Genomic DNA, 18,975 nt, shown 5'->3' with positions numbered 1-18,975 from the left:
TAGTGTGAATAAACCTGTTTATAGATAAAAGGATTCCACACTAGTTTATAATAGTGTGGATAATTCGTTCAAATTCTTCTGCATCTTTAAATGAAATGGTTAGGTGTCCTCCACCATTTTTTTTCTGTTGGATTTGAACACTTGTTCCTAAAAGTTGCCGAATGTTTTCTTCCGCTTCTTTGACAAAGAGATTTTTACTAGACTGAGTCTGTTTTGGTTTCCTAGTGGATAAGGCAGCTTCTAAGGCACGAACACTCATTTCTTTTTCCAAAATAGTATGGAGCCATTGCTCTTGCTCTGCTACTGTATAAGGAATTAAGAGCCTAGCGTGCCCTTGTGATAGTTTTTCCTCTTTTACTGCCTGAATCAAGGTGTCAGATAGCTGTAGCAAACGCAGAACATTGGTGATGTAGGGTCGTGACTTACCCATGATCTGTGCAATTTCATCGTGTGTTAAGCCCTTTTCAATTAAGCGCTGATAGGAAGTGGCTTCCTCAATAGGATTCAGATCAGAGCGTTGTAGGTTTTCAATAATGGCTTGTGAAAGCAATTCATCATCAGATAGCTCTTTGACAATCGCAGGAACCCTCGTCAAACCTGCTAATTGACTAGCTCGTAATCTTCTTTCTCCTGCTAGTAATTCGTACCCAATAATAGATGATTTTCGGACAATCAAAGGCTGAATCAGGCCATTTTCTTTGATCGACTGGGCAAGTTCCTCCAACTTTTCCTGATCAAAATGAATCCGTGGTTGATAGGGATTCGGGCTGATATCAGTGATTGCAATATAACGTAGTTCTTCCATATGTCCATCTTAGCAAAAAAAGACCCACTTTACAATGATGTAAAGTGGATGATTGGTTAGTTTGTGAGGTCCTCTGTTGAATTGGATAACTTGATGTCAACCGTTTTTTCTTTTCCACGACGGGAATAAGTAATGGAAATCGTATCCCCAACAGTATGTTTATAGAGAGCACTTTGCAAATCACTGATGGTTTCAACTGTTTCACCGTCAATCTTGGTGATGACGTCATATTGCTCCAATTGACCGTCTGCTGGTAGACCTTTTTGAGTAGAGAGCACGACAATACCGGATTGCAAGCTATCATCTTCAACACCTGCCTTTTGTCGTTGGGCAGTAGAAAGATTACTTAAATTCGCCATTTTAATCCCCAATGCTGGACGAATGACTTTCCCATTTTTTTCAAGTTGATTGATGATATTGACTGCGTCATTTGCTGGAATGGCAAATCCCATTCCTTCTACAGCAACTCCAGTTGTTGAATTGGAGCTGGAAGTAATTTTACTAGAAGTAATTCCGATGACTTGTCCTTGAATATTGATGAGTGGTCCACCTGAATTTCCAGGATTAATCGCAGTATCGGTTTGAATAGCATTGGTGGAAATGGTTTGTCCATCTTCTGCCTTTGAAGTAACTGTACGGCTGAGACTGGAGACGATTCCTTGTGTGACTGTGTTGGCATAGATACTACCGAGTGGGCTACCGATGGCGATTGCTGTTTCTCCAACTTTAATTTTATCAGAATCTGCAAATTCAGCAACATTTTTAACCTTATCAGCAGCAATCTTAATGACGGCAATATCTGCATAGGTATCTGAACCAATCAGCTCTCCTTCTACTTTTTCGCCTGAAGCTAGTTGAATATCAATTTTTTCAGCTCCTGCAATCACGTGGGTATTGGTGACGAGGTAGGCAAATTGGTCTGTTTTTTTGTAAATAACCCCAGAACCTTCACCTGCTACAGCTAAATCCCCTTCTGAATTGGTGTTCTCTTCTAGAATAGAGTAATAGCCATTACCACGTGGTTGTTGATAGTTAATCACAGATACCACTGCATTTTGTACTTTTTCAACAGCCGATGTTGTCGAATTTTCATTATTGTATTGTACCTTACTAACAGTTGTCTGTTCGTTTTCTTTTTTGGTCTCAACGACCTGCGTGGTCTGATTATTCGTCTGGAGTAAGGGGGCAACAAGCGTTCCTGCTAATCCTCCGATAAAACCAATCGACAATAAGAGCAACACCTTTAAGAATTTTTTCATACAGATAATCCTTTCGAATTTTAGGTTTATCATAACCTTCTTTTCTTAATTATAACTTAAAAATAAAAAAAAGCAATCCACAGGATGTGGATAACTTAGCTAGATTCTATTGAAGTCTGTTAGCTAAGAGAGATTTTTGCTTGCATTTGAGACGAATATGATACAATGATGATATGAAAATAAAAATCATCACAGTTGGAAAACTAAAAGAAAAGTATCTAAAAGACGGAATTGCTGAATACATGAAACGCCTCAGTCGATTTGCAAAAATCGATATAATTGAGTTAGTAGATGAAAAGACACCAGATAAGGCTAGTTCTGCTGAAAATGATGCTATTTTGAAAAAAGAAGCAGGACGGATTTTAGCAAAAATAAGCGAACGTGAATATGTGATTGCTTTAGCTATTGAAGGTCGTCAATTTGCTTCAGAAGATTTTAGCCAGTTAATAGCTACTACCATGGTCCAAGGATATTCAGATATTACCTTTGTGATTGGTGGTAGCTTGGGCTTACATGAGGCAGTCAAAAAACGGGCTAATATATTGATGAGTTTTGGTCTTTTTACCCTCCCTCACCAATTGATGCGCCTCGTATTAGTTGAACAAATTTATCGTGCTTTTATGATTCAGCAAGGAAGTCCGTATCATAAATAGTTTCATGTGAAACATAGGAGTTATATGTCAATAAAAAAGGAATATCAAGTCTTTGAAGGATTACGAATTGCGACAGCTTTAACCTTTATTAGTGGGTATTTGAACGCATTTACCTATGTTACTCAAGGAAGTCGGTTTGCAGGTATCCAATCAGGAAATATTATCATGCTGTCCTACTATCTAGCAAAGGGTGATGGAACACAGGTACTTCGCTTTCTAAATCCTATTTTTTTCTTCGTATTGGGACAGTTTGTTGTCTATCTTATCAAACAAAGATTGAAAAGAAATCAGTGGTTATGGCATTTTAGCAGTAGTGTATTGATGACTTGCTTTATTCTCCTTGCAGTTGTGATTTCGCCCTTTGTAGGTCCCTTTTTCATCGTGGCAATACTTGCTTTTGTAGCTTCTATCCAAATAGGCACCTTTCAAAAGCTAAGAGGAGCTCCCTATGCAAATGTGATGATGACAGGGAATCTAAAAAATGCAGCCTATTTATGGTTTAAGGGATGGGTAGAGCATGATAAGGTTCTTCGTAAAAGAGGTCAGGAAACAATCCTTATTTTGGGCAGTTTTAGCTTTGGGGTGAGTATTTCAACACTTCTTTCCCTACGATTTTCCGAGTATGCACTTATCTATGTCTTGCTTCCAGCCCTTTATGTCAATTATGAATTATGGAGAGAAAAAAGCCTAGCATAAAAGCTAGGCTTGCTGTATGATTCCAGCAGGATTCGAACCTGCGACCGTTCGCTTAGAAGGCGAATGCTCTATCCAGCTGAGCTATGGAACCGCTCAGTAACTATCTTATTCTAACGTAAACACGACGGAATGTCAAGATGTAGAAAAAGTAAAAAATAGCTTGACAAAGGGATAAGTTCTATATTATACTAGATTAGTACTTAAATGGTCCGTTGGTCAAGGGGTTAAGACACCGCCTTTTCACGGCGGTAACACGGGTTCGAATCCCGTACGGACTATCTTATCCGCCATAGCTCAGTTGGTAGTAGCGCATGACTGTTAATCATGATGTCGTAGGTTCGAGTCCTACTGGCGGAGTAAAAGGAATCCCCTGTCCTTTTAGGGGATTTTTTTCTATACAAAAATGGAAAGGATCAGTTTTTATCCTTTCCGCTTTTTTGTGTTCAATCGTTTTCTTTGCTTCTGTCGGACTTTATCGTAGAGAATGAAGAGGAGGATCCCTGCTATAAAACAGGCAGAACCTATCACAAAACCTTGGGGAATAAAGGAGAGAACCAGCGTTCCGCTGCCTTTTCCAACATCTATCCTCATAAAGCCATTCTGCGCTTTTTTAATAGGCAAAGCTTTTCCATTTTGGCTCGCAGACCAGCCCTTGTCATAGGGAAGTGTTATCAGTAAGGAGGCATCTCTATGAGATGTGTAATCGATAAAAACTTTATTTCCCTTTGTTTTGACATGGACATCTCCTTCTTTTATTTTAGTCATCGCTAGTTGATATGCAGTTGTATCAAGTTGATAAAATTGAGGTTTATCAAATGAAACTTGCGAATGATTAGGAAAGCTCATGGTTAAGGTTATCGACTGTTCCTGTTCAAAATATCCTGCGTCAAAAAAGGAGAAAGTGTTATCGAGTGTAAAATTCTTGGTGATATTATTGATCGTGAATTGCACATTTTTAGTGCTATCGCTTGTAAAGCTGATATTTGGAAGATTGACATATAATTGTGTGTGTGCAGGAACTCGTAAGGAATAATGAATGCGAGGCACATCATCGTCTTCTGTCTTAGAAACGACTACACGATGATTGAGCTCAGAACCATTCTCAAGATTGGAAGGGGTTAAACTGTAGTAATACTGTAAATCAAGTCCTGCTAGCTGGTTTAGGAAGTTCGTCTGATTGTCTAGGGTTAGGTTAGAGAAGTTTACATCCTTGTAAACAGTGCTGGTTAAGAGCGCTAAAGGAAGAGAGTAGCTATTTTCATAGAGAGTATATACCCCACTTGAATAGATTGGAGAAAATCCGAATTTAGACTGCGCACCTTCTACTAGGTTATACTGAATCGAAAAGAGACTATCTGCAAGAATGGTATTATTTTGGTAGCGTAAGTTAAGATTTGTACCATCAGAGCGGAATCCTAACTTGTCTAAAGTTGAACTGGAAGCACGGTTCCGAATAGAAGAAAATTGAGAGATTCCATTGTAGTTGTACTTCATACTATCATTTCCGGTTTGTGGAAATAGTCGTTCGATACGATAAAATTCAGGATTAGTAGACTTTGTATACTTTACAAGATTGTCAATAGTTGTCAAGTTTTGTTCATAACTGTCACGGCTAGGGAAATGCCATTCAGTAGATAGACCATCAATCTGATAGGTGGTATTCAAACCAAGTTCAAATAGTACAAATGACAAGCTGATACCTGCAAATACCTTTAACCTAATGTGTTTCTTACTGATGGCAAAGAGAAGAATTCCATAAGCCATTAAAAATTCAAAAGATAAGAAGAAGTGAATTGAAGTTAGAAATTCGTAATGATGGAGGAAGAAAAACGTTGTTCCAAATCCAATCACTAGTAGGAGAAGGGGAAAAAGGTAGGTATAGAGGTGGATGTCTGCTAATCGTGTTAATGTCTCTGCAGCCATGTAAATGATAACCAGCGAGAAAATCCAGGCGTAGCGGTGTAGAAACATATTAGGGGCATGCATCCCTTGCCAGAATAAATCGAGTGGCTGTAGATAAAAGCTAGCAATGATGAGAGCAAGTAAGATACCATAGCTGATTTTTACCTGCCACTTAATCGATTTTATAGTGAAGAACATAAGTGCAAGCAGTAAAGGGAAAATCCCTACATAAATCATGGGAATAGCGCCAAACTTCGTCGTATCATAGCTGCCTACTAAATTTTTAGCAAATAGATCCAAATACCAAGAGTTTTCGGTTTGTAAGTTGACAATCTTTGTCAACTGCTCACCGTGTGTTTTTAAATCCAGGTAGCTAGGTAGGAGCATAACCATGCTCGATAAAGTGGCTAATAGTGACACAACTGTAAAGTCAATAAGGGAACCGATTCTTTCCTTGAAGTTCCAAGATAGTTGAACAAGGAACCAAAGGGTTAAAAATAGTGCCATCATATAGCCAAAATAATAATTTTGTATAAATAAACATGTCAAGCTGACAAAGTATAGAATTCTTCCTTTTCTTTCTATGATCCAATGTAGCCCAAGTAGGAGAAGTGGGGCAAGAATAAAGGTATCTAACCAGCTATTGATTTCAAGCTGGCTGGTTGAAAAACTCATCAATGAAAAACAAGTGGATAACAAGACGACGAGTGTAGGCTGTAATTTTTTATAGATGGTAGAGAGACTAATATAGGTTGACAGTCCTGTCAAACCAAATTTCAGAAGTGTAAAGAGATAAAGGGCATCAGGCATACTCTTTAGATCAAAAAAGTATACCAAAGGAGATAAAATAGAGCCTAAATAATAGGAAGACAGGGCATAAAAATTTAAACCCAATCCACTCGTAAATGTGTAAAATAAAGAGCCATCACCGTGTAAAGTATTTCGTAATACTTGATTAAAAATGACATATTGATGAAAGGCATCACTTGCTAAAATAGTGGTCTTACTTCCCCACCAAATTCCTTTAAAGGCGAATACCGTAGCGATCGTGAGGAGGGGAAGTAGGAAAGAGATACCTAAAGGTAGATATTTTGAGTGCTTTTTGAACATAACAATCTTCCATTTACAAGAAAAGGCGAATGAACTCGCCTTTTTTTAATCTTTCCAAAGTTCTTTTACTTTTGCTTGTACTTCTTGATTTTCTAAGAATTCGTCGTAGGTCTCATCAATGCGGTCAATAACGCCATTTTTTGAGATGACGATAATATGATTAGCTAAGGTTTGAATGAACTCGTGGTCATGGCTGGCAAAGATAATGGATTCTTTGAATGCCTTCAAACCATCGTTCAAACTAGAAATAGATTCCAAATCCAAGTGGTTGGTTGGATCGTCAAGGACAAGGACGTTTGACTTGAGGAGCATGAGTTTTGAGAGCATCACGCGCACTTTTTCTCCTCCTGAGAGGACATTGACAGGTTTATTCACCTCATCACCCGAAAAGAGCATGCGTCCCAAGAATCCACGTAAGAAAGTATTATCATCTTCTTCCTTACTTGCAAACTGACGAAGCCAGTCAAGAATGGATTCGTCGCTTGCAAAATCGCGACTATTGTCTTTAGGAAGGTAAGACTGACTGGTAGTCACACCCCATTTAATAGTTCCCTCATATTCGATATCTCCCATGAGGGCACGGATAAGCGCTGTTGTCTGAATATCATTTTGACCGATCAGAGCTGTCTTGTCACCTGGACGGAGGATAAAGCTAATATTGTCTAAAATCACCTCATTGTCAATGGTAACTTTTAAGTTTTCAACGGTTACTAAGTCATTTCCAATTTCCCGCTCTGCCTTAAAGTTGATAAATGGATATTTACGGCTAGATGGGATAATTTCTTCTAGTTCAATCTTATCCAGCATTTTCTTACGAGAAGTAGCTTGTTTTGATTTAGAAGCATTGGCAGAAAAGCGGGCAACGAATTCTTGCAATTCCTTGATTTTTTCTTCTGCCTTGGCATTGCGATCAGCCTGTAATTTTGCTGCGAGTTCACTTGATTGTTTCCAGAAATCATAGTTTCCAACAAAGATTTTGATTTTACCAAAGTCAAGGTCGGCCATGTGAGTACATACTTTGTTTAAGAAGTGACGGTCATGAGATACGACAATGACCGTATTTTCAAAATCAATTAAAAATTCCTCTAGCCAGTTAATGGACTGAATGTCAAGACCATTGGTCGGCTCATCTAGCAGCAAGACATCTGGTTTACCAAAGAGCGCCTTGGCTAAGAGAACCTTCACTTTTTCTCCATTGGTCAACTCGCTCATATTCTGATAATGAAGGTCTTCTGCAATATTCAGATTTTGTAAGAGTTGTGAAGCTTCACTTTCTGCTTCCCAGCCTCCTAATTCTGCAAATTCTCCTTCTAGTTCAGCTGCACGAACACCGTCTTCATCTGAAAAATCTTCTTTCATGTAAATAGCATCTTTTTCTTTCATGATGCTGTAAAGCTGCTCATTTCCCATGATGACGACATCAATCACTCGTTCGTCTTCATAGTCAAAGTGATTTTGGCGCAGGACAGAGAGACGTTCATCTGGTCCGAGGGAAATATGGCCAGTCGTTGGCTCAATATCTCCTGCTAAAATTTTGAGGAAAGTTGATTTTCCGGCACCATTAGCTCCAATTAAGCCGTAGGTATTTCCTGCTGTAAACTTAATGTTAACATCGTCAAATAATTTTCGATCGCTAAAACGAAGCGATACATCTGATACTGTAAGCAATACAATTCTCCTATTTTCTCTAATTAGTCTTATTCTACTCTAAACAAGCTGATTTTTCAATTGAAACTACATTGGAATGAGAATATCTTTCTCCACATTTTGGTGCGTCTTTTGTAAACTAAATCCTCTTCCCCTCACTTGGGTAGCAGGCATAACGACAATAAAGGCTGTTTCATCAATAGCAAGAATATTGGTTTCTAACTTTTGATATTCAAGTCGTGAAACAGTTGTCATAAGCATGCGATTTTCTTGACCTGTAAACCCACCAATTACAGGAAGTTCAGTTACACCACGATCCGCAGTCTTTGTGATGTAGTCCTTGATTTTGGTGTGTTTTCGTGAAATAATGAGGATATTTCTAGAGGAATCAGCTCCTGCTACAACGAGATTGACAAGATAGGTAATGGTGAGTAAGGATAAGATAGAGTACATGACTGTATCTGGATCAAAGGCGACAAATCCAAGGCCTACGATAATCCCATCCACAAATGCCATGCAGGTTCCCAGTGGAATCGGTGTGTACTTTTCAAGGAGCTGGATAATGATACCCGTACCACCGGTTGATGAATGCCCAATAAAGACTAGTCCAAGACCAAATCCTAGAATAGCACCTCCAAAAATTGCTGCTAGAAGTGTATTATGTGTCAAGGTTGGTAAACCAGCTGTCAACTTGATGAAAATTGGATAGATCCAAGCACCGTAAATAGTTTTGATAAAGATTTCCTTTCCCAAGCAGAAAAAACAAAGGAGTAAGAGGGGGATGTTGGCATAGAGGACAAAGTTAGCAGTATCCCAACCAAACAGGGCGTTCATATTGATCGCAAGCCCTCCAACTCCTCCAGAAGCAATATGATTTTCAACCAACATACTGTTGAAGGCAACAGCAGAGATAAAAGATCCAATCGTTACAAGGGTAAAGTCTTTTAATTTTTGTTTCATATAAATATCCTATCTGTCAATTTACAACTCCTATTATCCATGATTCTAGCCCTATCGTCAAGTTATTGAATGGCTTGACTTTCTATTTTTTAGAGTATATAATTGAAAGGAATCAGAAAGAGTAATAAATGAGCTATTTGTAGAGAGCTTGTAGTAGGTGAAAACAGGCAATAGTGAGTGATGAATGGGCTGATGGACTAGGAATTTGAAGTCACAAGATTCGGCTTGCAGGTCTTATATGCTAATGAAAAGGCTTATAGGTGAGGTAGTACCGTGTCTTTGATGCCCTCGCATGGCTTTTTGCTGTGCGTGGGTTTTATTATGGAAAGAGGAGAACATCATGACAAAACCGATTATTTTAACCGGAGATCGTCCAACTGGGAAATTGCACATTGGGCATTATGTTGGAAGTTTGCAGAATCGTGTTCGTTTGCAAAACGAAGGCAAATATGACATGTTTGTCTTTTTAGCTGATCAACAGGCATTGACAGACCATGCTAAGGAGCCACAGAAGATTGTAGAATCGATCGGTCATGTAGCCCTAGATTATCTAGCGGCAGGATTGGATCCTAAAAAATCGACGATTTTCATTCAGAGCCAAATTCCAGAATTAGCTGAATTATCTATGTATTATATGAATTTGGTATCACTGGGTCGTTTGGAGCGTAATCCGACTGTTAAGACAGAAATCGCTCAAAAAGGTTTTGGTGAAAGTATTCCGACTGGATTTTTGGTCTATCCTATTGCACAGGCAGCAGATATTACAGCTTTTAAGGCAAATTACGTACCGGTTGGAGTGGATCAAAAACCAATGATTGAGCAGACGCGTGAAATTGTTCGTAGTTTTAATCATGCCTACCAAACAGATGTTTTAGTAGAGCCAGAAGGGATTTATCCTACACATGAAGGTGCTGGTCGACTTCCTGGACTAGATGGTAATGCCAAGATGTCTAAATCGCTCAATAATGGAATTTACCTATCAGATGATATGGATACACTCAGAAAGAAAGTGATGAGTATGTATACAGATCCTGACCATATCAAGGTGGAAGATCCAGGTAAGATTGAGGGAAACATGGTTTTCCATTATTTAGATGTCTTTGGTCGTGAGGAAGACAAGGCAGAAATTGAGGCGATGAAAGAACATTATCAACGTGGTGGTCTAGGAGATGTCAAGACCAAACGCTATTTATTAGAAATTTTAGAACGGGAGTTGGGTCCGATTCGAGAACGTCGTTTGGAATTTGCCAAGGATATGGGTGAAGTTTATCGTATATTGCAAAAAGGTAGTGAACAAGCTCGTCAAGTAGCAGCCCATACTCTGTCAGAGGTCAAGGCAGCTATGGGTTTGAATTATTTCAATTAAGCCAAATATTCTAAAGAGCAAACGGAAGGTTTTTGCTCTTTTTCTGAACAAAAAAATAAATCATAAGGAAAAAGTTCGTTTATAGAGCTAATTTATCCTTAAATATCTTATTTGAAAGAAAAATTATAAATTAAGACGAATAATATTTGACAAATGATTTCAAAATGGTATGATATTTAAAATAAAAATCAGCTAAGCTATTAGTTGAAAAACTAAAAGAAAAGAGGAATCTGTGGATGTCTAATTGGGACACAAAATTTTTGAAAAAGGGTTTTACCTTTGATGATGTATTGCTTATTCCAGCGGAAAGTCATGTTTTACCAAATGATACCAATCTTCAAACAAAATTGGCTAAGAATTTAACTCTCAATATCCCAATTATCACAGCGGCCATGGATACTGTAACAGAAAGTAAAATGGCGATTGCGATTGCGCGTGCAGGTGGTCTTGGTGTGATTCATAAGAACATGTCCATTGAGCAACAAGCAGATGAAGTGCGTAAGGTGAAGCGCTCTGAAAATGGTGTTATTATTGATCCATTTTTCCTCACCCCCGATCATACGATTAAAGAGGCAGAAGAATTAATGGGACGCTACCGCATCAGTGGTGTGCCCATCGTTGAAACGATGGAAAATCGTAAATTAGTCGGTATTATCACCAATCGTGATATGCGGTTTATTTCGGATTACAATCAACCAATTTCAACGAATATGACCAGTGAAAATCTTGTGACAGCTCCTGTCGGAACTGATTTAGAGACAGCTGAACGGATTCTACAAGAACATCGTATTGAGAAACTGCCGCTTGTAGATGAAAATGGTTGTTTATCTGGTTTGATTACGATTAAAGATATTGAAAAAGTCATTGAATTTCCGAATGCTGCGAAGGATGAATTTGGTCGTCTTCTAGTTGCTGGTGCAGTGGGAGTAACTTCTGATACCTTTGAACGTGCAGAAGCTCTCTTTGAGGCAGGGGCAGATGCGATTGTCATCGATACAGCTCATGGGCATTCAGCGGGTGTTCTCCGTAAGATTGCAGAAATCCGCGCCTATTTCCCAGATCGTACCTTGATTGCAGGGAATATTGCGACAGCAGAAGGTGCTCGTGCGCTTTATGAAGCGGGAGTTGATGTGGTTAAAGTTGGAATCGGACCAGGCTCTATTTGCACCACCCGCGTCATCGCTGGTGTTGGAGTACCACAGGTAACAGCTATTTATGATGCAGCGCAGGTTGCACGTGAGTATGGTAAAACGATTATTGCAGATGGTGGAATCAAGTATTCTGGTGATATCGTCAAGGCTCTTGCAGCAGGTGGAAATGCGGTAATGCTTGGCTCTATGTTTGCAGGAACAGATGAAGCACCGGGAGAAACGGAAATTTTCCAAGGACGTAAATTCAAAACCTACCGTGGAATGGGTTCCATTGCAGCGATGAAAAAAGGCTCGAGCGATCGTTACTTCCAAGGGTCTGTCAATGAAGCCAATAAATTAGTTCCAGAAGGAATTGAAGGCCGTGTAGCTTATAAAGGTGCAGCAGCTGATATCGTATTTCAAATGCTTGGGGGAATCCGTTCAGGTATGGGATATGTTGGTGCTGCGAATCTTCAAGAGTTACACGACAATGCCCAATTCATTGAAATGAGTGGTGCAGGTCTGAAAGAAAGTCATCCACATGATGTTCAGATTACCAATGAAGCACCAAACTACTCTGTTCAATAATATAGGATAGTATGCATCATGAAGTAGCCCTTGCTCTACTCACACACAACATGTAAAAAAGATTAGGTGACGGTCTTGTTCCTCGTTTTAAGAGACACAAGGCCGTTTTCTTTAACATGAAGGCGCTATAGAAAAGAGGAGAGTAAAAGGTAGAAATCGTGGTTTCTACTTTGTTTCTTACCTTTACAAAGGCAGTTCATTGTGTTAAAATATAGAGCCATGTTTTTATTTTGAAAAAATGAGTACTCTAAAAAGCAGTTTTTTATGGCTACTGAATCTTGCTGAACGATTTCTCAACTCAAAGCATTTTTCATTTTTAGTCAGGCACTGGTTTTAAGAGCACAAAATAATTTACAGCATTGTAAAATAACTTGACAATGTTGTAAAGGACACTGTAAAGGAGAAGAAATGCAGGGTATTTTATACGCACTTGTCCCTATGGTAGCTTGGGGAAGTATCGGTTTTGTCAGCAATAAGATTGGCGGAAAGCCCAATCAGCAAACATTTGGAATGACCTTGGGAGCGCTCTTGTTTGCCTTGGTTGTTTGGATGATTGTAAGACCAGAAATGTCAATCACTTTATGGATAGTTGGAATCATTGGTGGCATGCTCTGGTCCATGGGACAATATGGTCAGTTCCGCTCAATGCAATATATGGGGGTATCTGTTGCTAATCCTCTATCGAGTGGCGCTCAGCTGGTATTTGGAAGTTTGATTGGTGCCATCATCTTTGGAGAATGGACCAAATCCACTCAATTTTTACTTGGGATTTTAGCCCTGTTCCTCCTTTTGGTTGGGTTTTACTTTACCAGCAAGCAAGATTCAGAGAAAGTTCATGTAAATCCCAATCATGAGTTTGGAAAAGGTTTCCAGGCTCTGACCTATTCGACCCTAGGCTATCTATCTTATACGATTTTGTTTAATAATATCATGCATTTTGATGCCTTGGCAGTCATTCTTCCAATGGCTGTGGGAATGGTCTTAGGGGCTCTGATTTTTATGAAATTTCAAATTCAGTTTGAAGCTGTTGTTATCAAAAATGCTCTGGTCGGCCTCATGTGGGGAATTGGAAATATCTTTATGCTCCTAGCAGCAGCAAAGGCAGGTTTGGCTATTGCCTTTAGCTTCTCCCAGCTCGGTGCTATCATCTCCATTATTGGAGGAATTCTCTTTTTAGGTGAAATTAAAACGCGTAAGGAGATGCGTTGGTTGACAATTGGAATGATGTGTTTTGTGATTGGAGCCGTTTTATTAGGAATCGTAAAATCCTACTAGTGGCTTTATCTAGTCATTTGGTTGTTCCAAATAAGTTGATGCCTACAAACTAAGTAGCGAACGAAGTGAGCCTTTATACTCATTTCGTTTACCTTTTATTACTTCAACGATTATGGAAACCCCATTTCCTTATTTCCAACTTCCAATCATCTAGAAGATGATTGGAAGTTGCTTTTCTGTACTCTAGTATAGCCTGTAGCTCGTTGCCTAGTACTAATTACTCAATAAAAATCAAAAGTAGACTAGCTTTCACAATTAAGAATGGTGAAAGGTTGGAAATGAGATTAGCACCGCTAATTTCATTATAAACGAAGCCGAAGGTAGAACGAGCGTTCACCAAGGCAAGTTGACGAAATATCCTTTTGATTTTTATTGAGTATAAAAGTAAACGAAACAACTATAAAAGCGATAGAGGCTAGGTAAAACTAACCAATCAGAAAGAAACACAGACAGATTCAAGCTGATTTTGATTCAATTCAGTTGAACGGTCTGTGTTTCTTTTATTTCCACTATTGAGTATTAAATTTGCTCTCAACGACCTTAATGTATGTTGATGTCCCCTTGCTTGACAGTAAAGATTTTTACTTCCTCTGGTAGTTTTGATAGGTGTTCAAGACTGGTTGTCGTGATAAAGGTCTGGATATTTTGTGAGATGGTTTCTAGTAATTTGACTTGACGGTTATTGTCAAGTTCACTCATGACATCATCAAGTAGTAAAATAGGATATTCGCGAGTAATTTCTTTCATTAACTCAATTTCAGCTAATTTGAGAGAGAGGACAAGACTTCGATGCTGTCCTTGGCTTCCATAGTGGGCATTGACACCGCTTAAGAAAAAGCCAATATCATCGCGATGAGGGCCAACACCTGTATTTTTTTTGAATAGATCACGTTTACGACATCTTGACAATTCTGTCAAGAAAGCATCAAGTAAAGTGTCTTTTTCTGTAAAGCGAATAGACGATTGATATTGGATCGTCAATTCCTCATGCTTTTCGGAGATTTCGATGAGTTTTGTGTTCCCAAAAAATTCTAATTTTTTGAGAAAATCGATGCGTTGCATCATGACCTTGCTACCGTATTCAGCCAGCTGTTGATCTAGGACAGAGAGAAAGGTTTCGTCAATTTTATCCGTAGATTTTAGATAGCTATTACGCTGTTTGAGGATATGATTATAATTGGACAGGTCCGATAGGTAAATAGGCTTGATTTGCCCTAATTCGACATCGATGAACTTTCTCCTAAGAGCAGGTGACCCTTTAATGAGCTGTAAATCTTCGGGAGCGAAAAGAATGACATTCATGTGACCGATATAATCGGATAGTTTCGATTGTTTGAGATGATTGACTTTGGTAATTCGTCCTTTTTCTGTCAATTCTATGTCAAGTGGAAGTTTACCGATTTGACGGTGGAGTAAACCACTAATGGAAAGAGTTTTTTGCTGAAACTGGATTAAATCCTTATCAACACGAGTCCGATGACTACGCGTCAAAGCTAAAAAATAGATACTCTCCAGGATATTGGTCTTTCCTTGTGCATTTTGCCCGAGGAAGATATTTAATCCATTATGAAAATGGATCTCGAGCTCTTGATAATTACGGAAATGCTGTAAATGCAATGATTCTAGCCACATACTTAGGTACCAGGGAAGCGGACAGGGACTGCCTTTTGCCTATCCTTGTTAAGCTTTTTAGGAGGAGTTCCTTTCCCTTTTTTATTTCCTGCATTTAGTTGTTTGACGAGTTGGGCGACACGTTCTTTTTCAGCCTTGTCTTTCTCGTATTCTTCTCGTTCCATCTCTGTTGGTGCAACTACGGTAATGGTCACATCATGGCTCGGAATACTGATGACATCTCCAAGTCGAATTTTTTTGCGTCTACGCTCTTCTTTTTCTCCATTAAAGAAAACAGGGGCTTCTTGTAAAAATCCCTTGATGGCTCCTCCGCTTTGGATAAGCCCAACTTCTTTTAATAATGCTTGTAAAACAATATATTCTTCGTATAGTTTGTAGTCCATAAATTACCTCATTTCAGTTAATTATACCATAAAATGGTATAATTGAAGCTAGAATGTGTGAGAGAGGTTATCCATGAAATTACAAGAAGGTGTTCAGCTTCATTTTATTCCCACAGAGAAATTTACGACCAATCAAATATTGGTTCGTTTTACTGCACCAATGGATGCCAAAACAGTTGCTGGACGGGTCCTAGTTTCTAATATTCTAGATACGGCTAATCAGGTCTACCCAACTTCTCATCTCTTTCATCAACGTTTGGCAGATTTATACGGAGCTCAGTTTTCAACCAGTGTATCAAAAAGAGGAAAAGTGCATTCGATTGATATCAAAATTTCCTATGTCAAATCGAGCTACCTGCCAGCTGGGACAGATTTGACCTTATCCTTGCTTGATTTTCTCCATGCTAGTATCTTTCAACCTTTGAAAACAAAAAACGGATTTGAATCAAAGTTGTTTGAGATTGAAAAGACGAATGTATTGAATGATCTAGATGCAGAAATTGAAGACCACGAGTATCATGCAGATGTGGAGTTGGCAGCCTTATTTTTTGAAGATGAAGATTTAAAAATTCCCCGTATTGGAAAACGGGATTTGGTAGAAAAAGAAACGAGCCAGACAGTTTACAAGGCTTTACAGAATATGATTCATTTGGATCGAATCGATTTCTTTATTTCAGGGGAGGTTAATCAACAAGCAGTGATCAATCGCTTGCGAGAATTTCACTTTTCTTATCGTAATCCAAAGCTAGAATTTACCTACCAGCCAACCTGTTCAAATATTGTCAGAGAAAAAATGGAGCGTAGGGAAGCGACCCAGTCCATTCTAGAGTTGGCTTATCATTTACAGGTTTCTTACAATGATGTCAACCACATTCCTTTACTTGTTTTTAATGGTCTTTTTGGGGCATTTGCGCATTCTAAGTTGTTTACAGATGTTCGTGAAAAGGAGGGGCTTACCTATACGATTGGTAGTCAATTAAATATCTTTACAGGATTTTTGAAAGTCTATGCAGGTATTGATAAGGAGGATCGGAAAAAGACCATGCGCTTGATCAGTAAGCAACTCTTAGATATGAAAAGGGGTTACTTTACAGATGAGGAACTAGAATTAACCAAAAAGATGCTGGTACATTCTGCAACTCTTTCCCAAGATAAGCAGTATCAGCTGATTGAACAAACCTATAATAAAGTCATCTTTGGTGATTGTCAACTTGATTTACCAGAATGGATAGATGCTGTCAACAAGGTGTCAAGAGAAGAGGTTATTCGTGTTGCAAAGTTAGTCCGACTACAAGCCGTCTACTTTATGGAAGGAGTTATATCGTCAAGATGACATTAACGGAGACAATTTATCCTTACTTAAAAAATCCTATCTATCATGCTAGATTGGAAAATGGATTGAGAGTTGCCTTGATTCCTAAAAGGGATTTTCATGAAACCTATGCCATTCTAACAGTTGAATTTGGTTCAGTTGACAATGAGTTTACAAGCATTGACAATATTAGAGAGATTTATCCAGCAGGTATTGCCCATTTTTTAGAACATAAATTATTTGAAACAGCAGATGGTGGTGATATATTGCAGGCATTTGCAGCCTATGGGGCACATGCCAATGCCTATACTAGTTTTAATCAGACAAGCTATCTTTTTTCTACAACTGGGGAGGTGCGTCAGCCACTTGAATTACTCCAGCAGATGGTGAGGGAAGTACATTTTACCAAAGAGAGTATAGAGCGAGAAAAAGAAATTATCACCCAAGAAATTGAAATGTATGCAGATGATTCTGATCATCGTCTCTACCTCGGGATTTTAAAAGGTCTCTATCCTAATACACCTTTGGCTGAGGATATCGCAGGAACGAGGGATTCTATCAAGGAGATTTCAAGTACCACCTTACAGGAGAATTTCCAGCACTTTTATCAACCAGCTGCTATGTCATTGGTTGTGATGGGGGATATTGAAGTTGAGGAGGTTTTTGGCTGGATTAGGGACTACCAATCGGACAATCATGGAAAACAAGAAGAAAGACAAGTTTCTCCCTGTATCGTGAAAGAGCCGGTCATTGAGCATGGCAAGGAAAGTTGGGAAGTAGCACTCCCCAAGCTGGCTATCGGTTTGCGAGGAAATGATCGGATTCCCCAAGGAAAAGAACAATATTATCGGATTTGTCTCTCCTTTTTATTGTCCATGTTAATCGGAAGAACCTCTAAACGCTATCAGGCACTCTATGAAGCCAATAAAATAGATCATTCCTTAAGCATTCATATTGAGGCTCAACAGGGGTATCATTTTGTCGTGGTAACGGGTGACACAGCAGAACCTATTACTATTTCCAGTCAGTTGCGTAAGGTTTTTTTGAATTTTGAAGGGGATGAGGATGTGACGCAGGAGCATTTCCAAATTCTAAAAAATGAGCTGTATGGCGAGTTTATCAGCGGTCTGGATTCGTCTGAGTTTACGGTTGGCTATTTTGCAAGTCATTTTTCAGAGACCGAATCAATTTTTGATATTCCTGAACTCTTGGCCAGTCTAACACTAGAGGAAGTATTAGATATTGGACGGCAATTTATGAAGCAATGCGATGTGGCAGATTTTATCATTTTTCCAAAATAAAAGTAAATTAGCATCGAAATTTTCCTAAATTTTTGGTACAATATGGTATTGAAAACTAATTGATAGAGAGAGGAACTTATGAGACAAAAAAGTATAGGAGAGGTATTGCGAGCAGCTAGGGAAAGTCGTGGTTGGAATTTTGCTGATTTGCAGAGAATGACAAAGATTCAAGCAAAGTATTTGCAGGCTTTGGAATACAATGATTTTGAATACATTCCAGATAAGACCTATGCCCGTTCGTTTTTACAGCGGTATGCTGAGGTGTTAGAATTGGATGCTGCTGTGTTGCTCGATGCTTATGATCGAAATAGTTTGGTGATGTATTATGAGGCGGGAGAAGAAGCAGAGCTACAGTCTGAATTGCGAAGAAGTTACAAGGTGAAAAAGAAAAATCCCTCTTATTTGCCACTCATTTATCTATTGCTTGCTTCCACCTTTATTTTATGTTTTGTGACCTATATCGTTTATAGTCGTGTGCAAAATCAGGCACGAACGAATGAAACAAGCACGTCTTATAGCGTTGTTTCTCAATCGACTGTAACATCAACTACAAGGAGTGAAGCAGAGAGCCAATCTTCTTCTAGTAGCTCGTCATCTTCTATACCTTCATCGTCTAGTAGTCAAGCATCTGAGACGAGTTTGATAGTATCCGGTGGTGGAAACGATTTGGCAGTAACGGTTAAGGGTGCTAAAGAACCGATAACACTAACCCTTTCTGTATCAAGTGTGACAAGTTGGGTTAGCTTAACGGATACAGAAATTGCAGGTGGCTTTACTCTATCTCCAGAATCACCTACAGTGTCAGCAACACTGCCGTCAGGAACCAACACAGCAACCTTAGTGTTAGGTGTTGTTCGTGGGGTTGAAATCACGATTGCAGGTCAAAAGTTGGATACATCTGCTTTGACAAGTCAGTCAGGAAATATCATTCTGACAATTGAACAGTGAGGATTACG

General features: G+C 38.9%; 15 protein-coding genes and 3 tRNA genes. 10 read left to right on the top strand and 8 right to left on the bottom strand.

Annotation, left to right across the window (positions count from 1 at the left end; genetic code table 11):
• Positions 1–40 precede the first annotated feature (40 nt).
• Positions 41–805 carry a ParB/RepB/Spo0J family partition protein gene (locus ACVPON_RS06555; protein ID WP_462877364.1) on the bottom strand — a complete coding sequence of 255 codons (765 nt, stop codon included), beginning with the start codon at positions 803–805 and terminating at the stop codon, positions 41–43.
• Positions 806–861: 56 nt separating this feature from the next.
• Positions 862–2,064: a S1C family serine protease gene (locus tag ACVPON_RS06550; RefSeq protein WP_462877362.1), complete on the bottom strand. Its 1,203-nt coding sequence runs from the start codon at positions 2,062–2,064 to the stop codon at positions 862–864.
• A 173-nt stretch (positions 2,065–2,237) separates the two neighbouring features.
• Here ACVPON_RS06550 and rlmH point away from each other — a divergent pair, with 173 nt between their 5' ends.
• Both rlmH and ACVPON_RS06540 read left to right on the top strand, forming a co-directional pair.
• Positions 2,238–2,717, top strand: coding sequence for a 23S rRNA (pseudouridine(1915)-N(3))-methyltransferase RlmH (rlmH, locus tag ACVPON_RS06545; protein WP_462877361.1), 480 nt, complete (start codon positions 2,238–2,240; stop codon positions 2,715–2,717).
• 24 nt (positions 2,718–2,741) lie between these two features.
• Positions 2,742–3,413, top strand: coding sequence for a YoaK family protein (locus ACVPON_RS06540; RefSeq protein ID WP_462877359.1), 672 nt, complete (start codon positions 2,742–2,744; stop codon positions 3,411–3,413).
• A gap of 17 nt (positions 3,414–3,430) precedes the next feature.
• Here ACVPON_RS06540 and ACVPON_RS06535 read toward each other — a convergent pair.
• Positions 3,431–3,504 (bottom strand) — tRNA-Arg (locus tag ACVPON_RS06535).
• A gap of 115 nt (positions 3,505–3,619) precedes the next feature.
• Here ACVPON_RS06535 and ACVPON_RS06530 point away from each other — a divergent pair.
• Positions 3,620–3,691, top strand: a tRNA-Glu gene (locus ACVPON_RS06530).
• A 5-nt stretch (positions 3,692–3,696) separates the two neighbouring features.
• Positions 3,697–3,770 (top strand) — tRNA-Asn (locus ACVPON_RS06525).
• Positions 3,771–3,833: 63 nt separating this feature from the next.
• On the opposite strand, the gene ACVPON_RS06520 is transcribed toward ACVPON_RS06525, so the two are convergent.
• The 3 genes from ACVPON_RS06520 to ACVPON_RS06510 all read right to left on the bottom strand — a co-directional run bounded on the left by ACVPON_RS06520 (position 3,834) and on the right by ACVPON_RS06510 (position 9,032).
• Positions 3,834–6,425 carry a YfhO family protein gene (locus ACVPON_RS06520; protein ID WP_462877357.1) on the bottom strand — a complete coding sequence of 864 codons (2,592 nt, stop codon included), beginning with the start codon at positions 6,423–6,425 and terminating at the stop codon, positions 3,834–3,836.
• A gap of 45 nt (positions 6,426–6,470) precedes the next feature.
• Entirely contained in the window at positions 6,471–8,093 is a 1,623-nt protein-coding gene (locus ACVPON_RS06515; protein ID WP_462877355.1) for an ATP-binding cassette domain-containing protein, read from the bottom strand.
• Between the two features lie 66 nt (positions 8,094–8,159).
• Positions 8,160–9,032, bottom strand: a complete 873-nt coding sequence (locus tag ACVPON_RS06510) for a YitT family protein (RefSeq protein WP_462877353.1) — start codon at positions 9,030–9,032, stop codon at positions 8,160–8,162.
• A 340-nt stretch (positions 9,033–9,372) separates the two neighbouring features.
• Between ACVPON_RS06510 and trpS the strand changes: the two genes are divergently transcribed.
• From trpS to ACVPON_RS06495, 3 genes are all read left to right on the top strand, one after another.
• Positions 9,373–10,398 carry a tryptophan--tRNA ligase gene (trpS, locus tag ACVPON_RS06505; RefSeq protein ID WP_462877351.1) on the top strand — a complete coding sequence of 342 codons (1,026 nt, stop codon included), beginning with the start codon at positions 9,373–9,375 and terminating at the stop codon, positions 10,396–10,398.
• Between the two features lie 236 nt (positions 10,399–10,634).
• The gene (gene guaB, locus ACVPON_RS06500; protein WP_462877349.1) at positions 10,635–12,116 is read left to right on the top strand and encodes an IMP dehydrogenase; all 1,482 of its coding nucleotides are present in this window, start codon (positions 10,635–10,637) and stop codon (positions 12,114–12,116) included.
• A gap of 408 nt (positions 12,117–12,524) precedes the next feature.
• Positions 12,525–13,391 carry a GRP family sugar transporter gene (locus tag ACVPON_RS06495; RefSeq protein WP_462877347.1) on the top strand — a complete coding sequence of 289 codons (867 nt, stop codon included), beginning with the start codon at positions 12,525–12,527 and terminating at the stop codon, positions 13,389–13,391.
• A gap of 540 nt (positions 13,392–13,931) precedes the next feature.
• Here ACVPON_RS06495 and recF read toward each other — a convergent pair.
• Positions 13,932–15,023, bottom strand: a complete 1,092-nt coding sequence (gene recF, locus ACVPON_RS06490; RefSeq protein WP_462877345.1) for a DNA replication/repair protein RecF — start codon at positions 15,021–15,023, stop codon at positions 13,932–13,934.
• Between the two features lie 2 nt (positions 15,024–15,025).
• Entirely contained in the window at positions 15,026–15,406 is a 381-nt protein-coding gene (locus ACVPON_RS06485; protein WP_462877343.1) for an RNA-binding S4 domain-containing protein, read from the bottom strand.
• 73 nt (positions 15,407–15,479) lie between these two features.
• Between ACVPON_RS06485 and yfmF the strand changes: the two genes are divergently transcribed.
• From yfmF to rodZ, 3 genes are all read left to right on the top strand, one after another.
• The gene (yfmF, locus tag ACVPON_RS06480) at positions 15,480–16,739 is read left to right on the top strand and encodes an EF-P 5-aminopentanol modification-associated protein YfmF (protein ID WP_462877341.1); all 1,260 of its coding nucleotides are present in this window, start codon (positions 15,480–15,482) and stop codon (positions 16,737–16,739) included.
• Positions 16,736–18,019: an EF-P 5-aminopentanol modification-associated protein YfmH gene (yfmH, locus tag ACVPON_RS06475; protein ID WP_462877339.1), complete on the top strand. Its 1,284-nt coding sequence runs from the start codon at positions 16,736–16,738 to the stop codon at positions 18,017–18,019. The genes yfmF and yfmH overlap by 4 nt, the downstream gene beginning before the upstream one ends.
• Positions 18,020–18,097: 78 nt before the next feature.
• Complete coding sequence (gene rodZ, locus ACVPON_RS06470; protein WP_462877337.1) at positions 18,098–18,967, top strand: cytoskeleton protein RodZ; 870 nt, start codon at positions 18,098–18,100, stop codon at positions 18,965–18,967.
• Positions 18,968–18,975: the final 8 nt, after the last annotated feature.

It is taken from the genome of Streptococcus sp. 1F3, from assembly GCF_054968985.1.
This window is presented reverse-complemented; position numbering and strand designations above follow the sequence as displayed.

Bases quoted from the DNA above. Each gene is read 5' to 3' on its own strand.
- ACVPON_RS06540 (WP_462877359.1), top strand. From the start codon at position 2,742: ATGTCAATAAAAAAGGAATATCAAGTCTTTGAAGGATTACGAATTGCG.
- ACVPON_RS06495 (WP_462877347.1), top strand. From the start codon at position 12,525: ATGCAGGGTATTTTATACGCACTTGTCCCTATGGTAGCTTGGGGAAGT.
- yfmF (WP_462877341.1), top strand. From the start codon at position 15,480: ATGAAATTACAAGAAGGTGTTCAGCTTCATTTTATTCCCACAGAGAAA.
- yfmH (WP_462877339.1), top strand. From the start codon at position 16,736: ATGACATTAACGGAGACAATTTATCCTTACTTAAAAAATCCTATCTAT.
- rlmH (WP_462877361.1), top strand. From the start codon at position 2,238: ATGAAAATAAAAATCATCACAGTTGGAAAACTAAAAGAAAAGTATCTA.
- ACVPON_RS06550 (WP_462877362.1), bottom strand. From the start codon at position 2,064: ATGAAAAAATTCTTAAAGGTGTTGCTCTTATTGTCGATTGGTTTTATC.
- guaB (WP_462877349.1), top strand. From the start codon at position 10,635: ATGTCTAATTGGGACACAAAATTTTTGAAAAAGGGTTTTACCTTTGAT.
- rodZ (WP_462877337.1), top strand. From the start codon at position 18,098: ATGAGACAAAAAAGTATAGGAGAGGTATTGCGAGCAGCTAGGGAAAGT.
- trpS (WP_462877351.1), top strand. From the start codon at position 9,373: ATGACAAAACCGATTATTTTAACCGGAGATCGTCCAACTGGGAAATTG.
- ACVPON_RS06485 (WP_462877343.1), bottom strand. From the start codon at position 15,406: ATGGACTACAAACTATACGAAGAATATATTGTTTTACAAGCATTATTA.
- ACVPON_RS06555 (WP_462877364.1), bottom strand. From the start codon at position 805: ATGGAAGAACTACGTTATATTGCAATCACTGATATCAGCCCGAATCCC.
- ACVPON_RS06510 (WP_462877353.1), bottom strand. From the start codon at position 9,032: ATGAAACAAAAATTAAAAGACTTTACCCTTGTAACGATTGGATCTTTT.
- recF (WP_462877345.1), bottom strand. From the start codon at position 15,023: ATGTGGCTAGAATCATTGCATTTACAGCATTTCCGTAATTATCAAGAG.
- ACVPON_RS06520 (WP_462877357.1), bottom strand. From the start codon at position 6,425: ATGTTCAAAAAGCACTCAAAATATCTACCTTTAGGTATCTCTTTCCTA.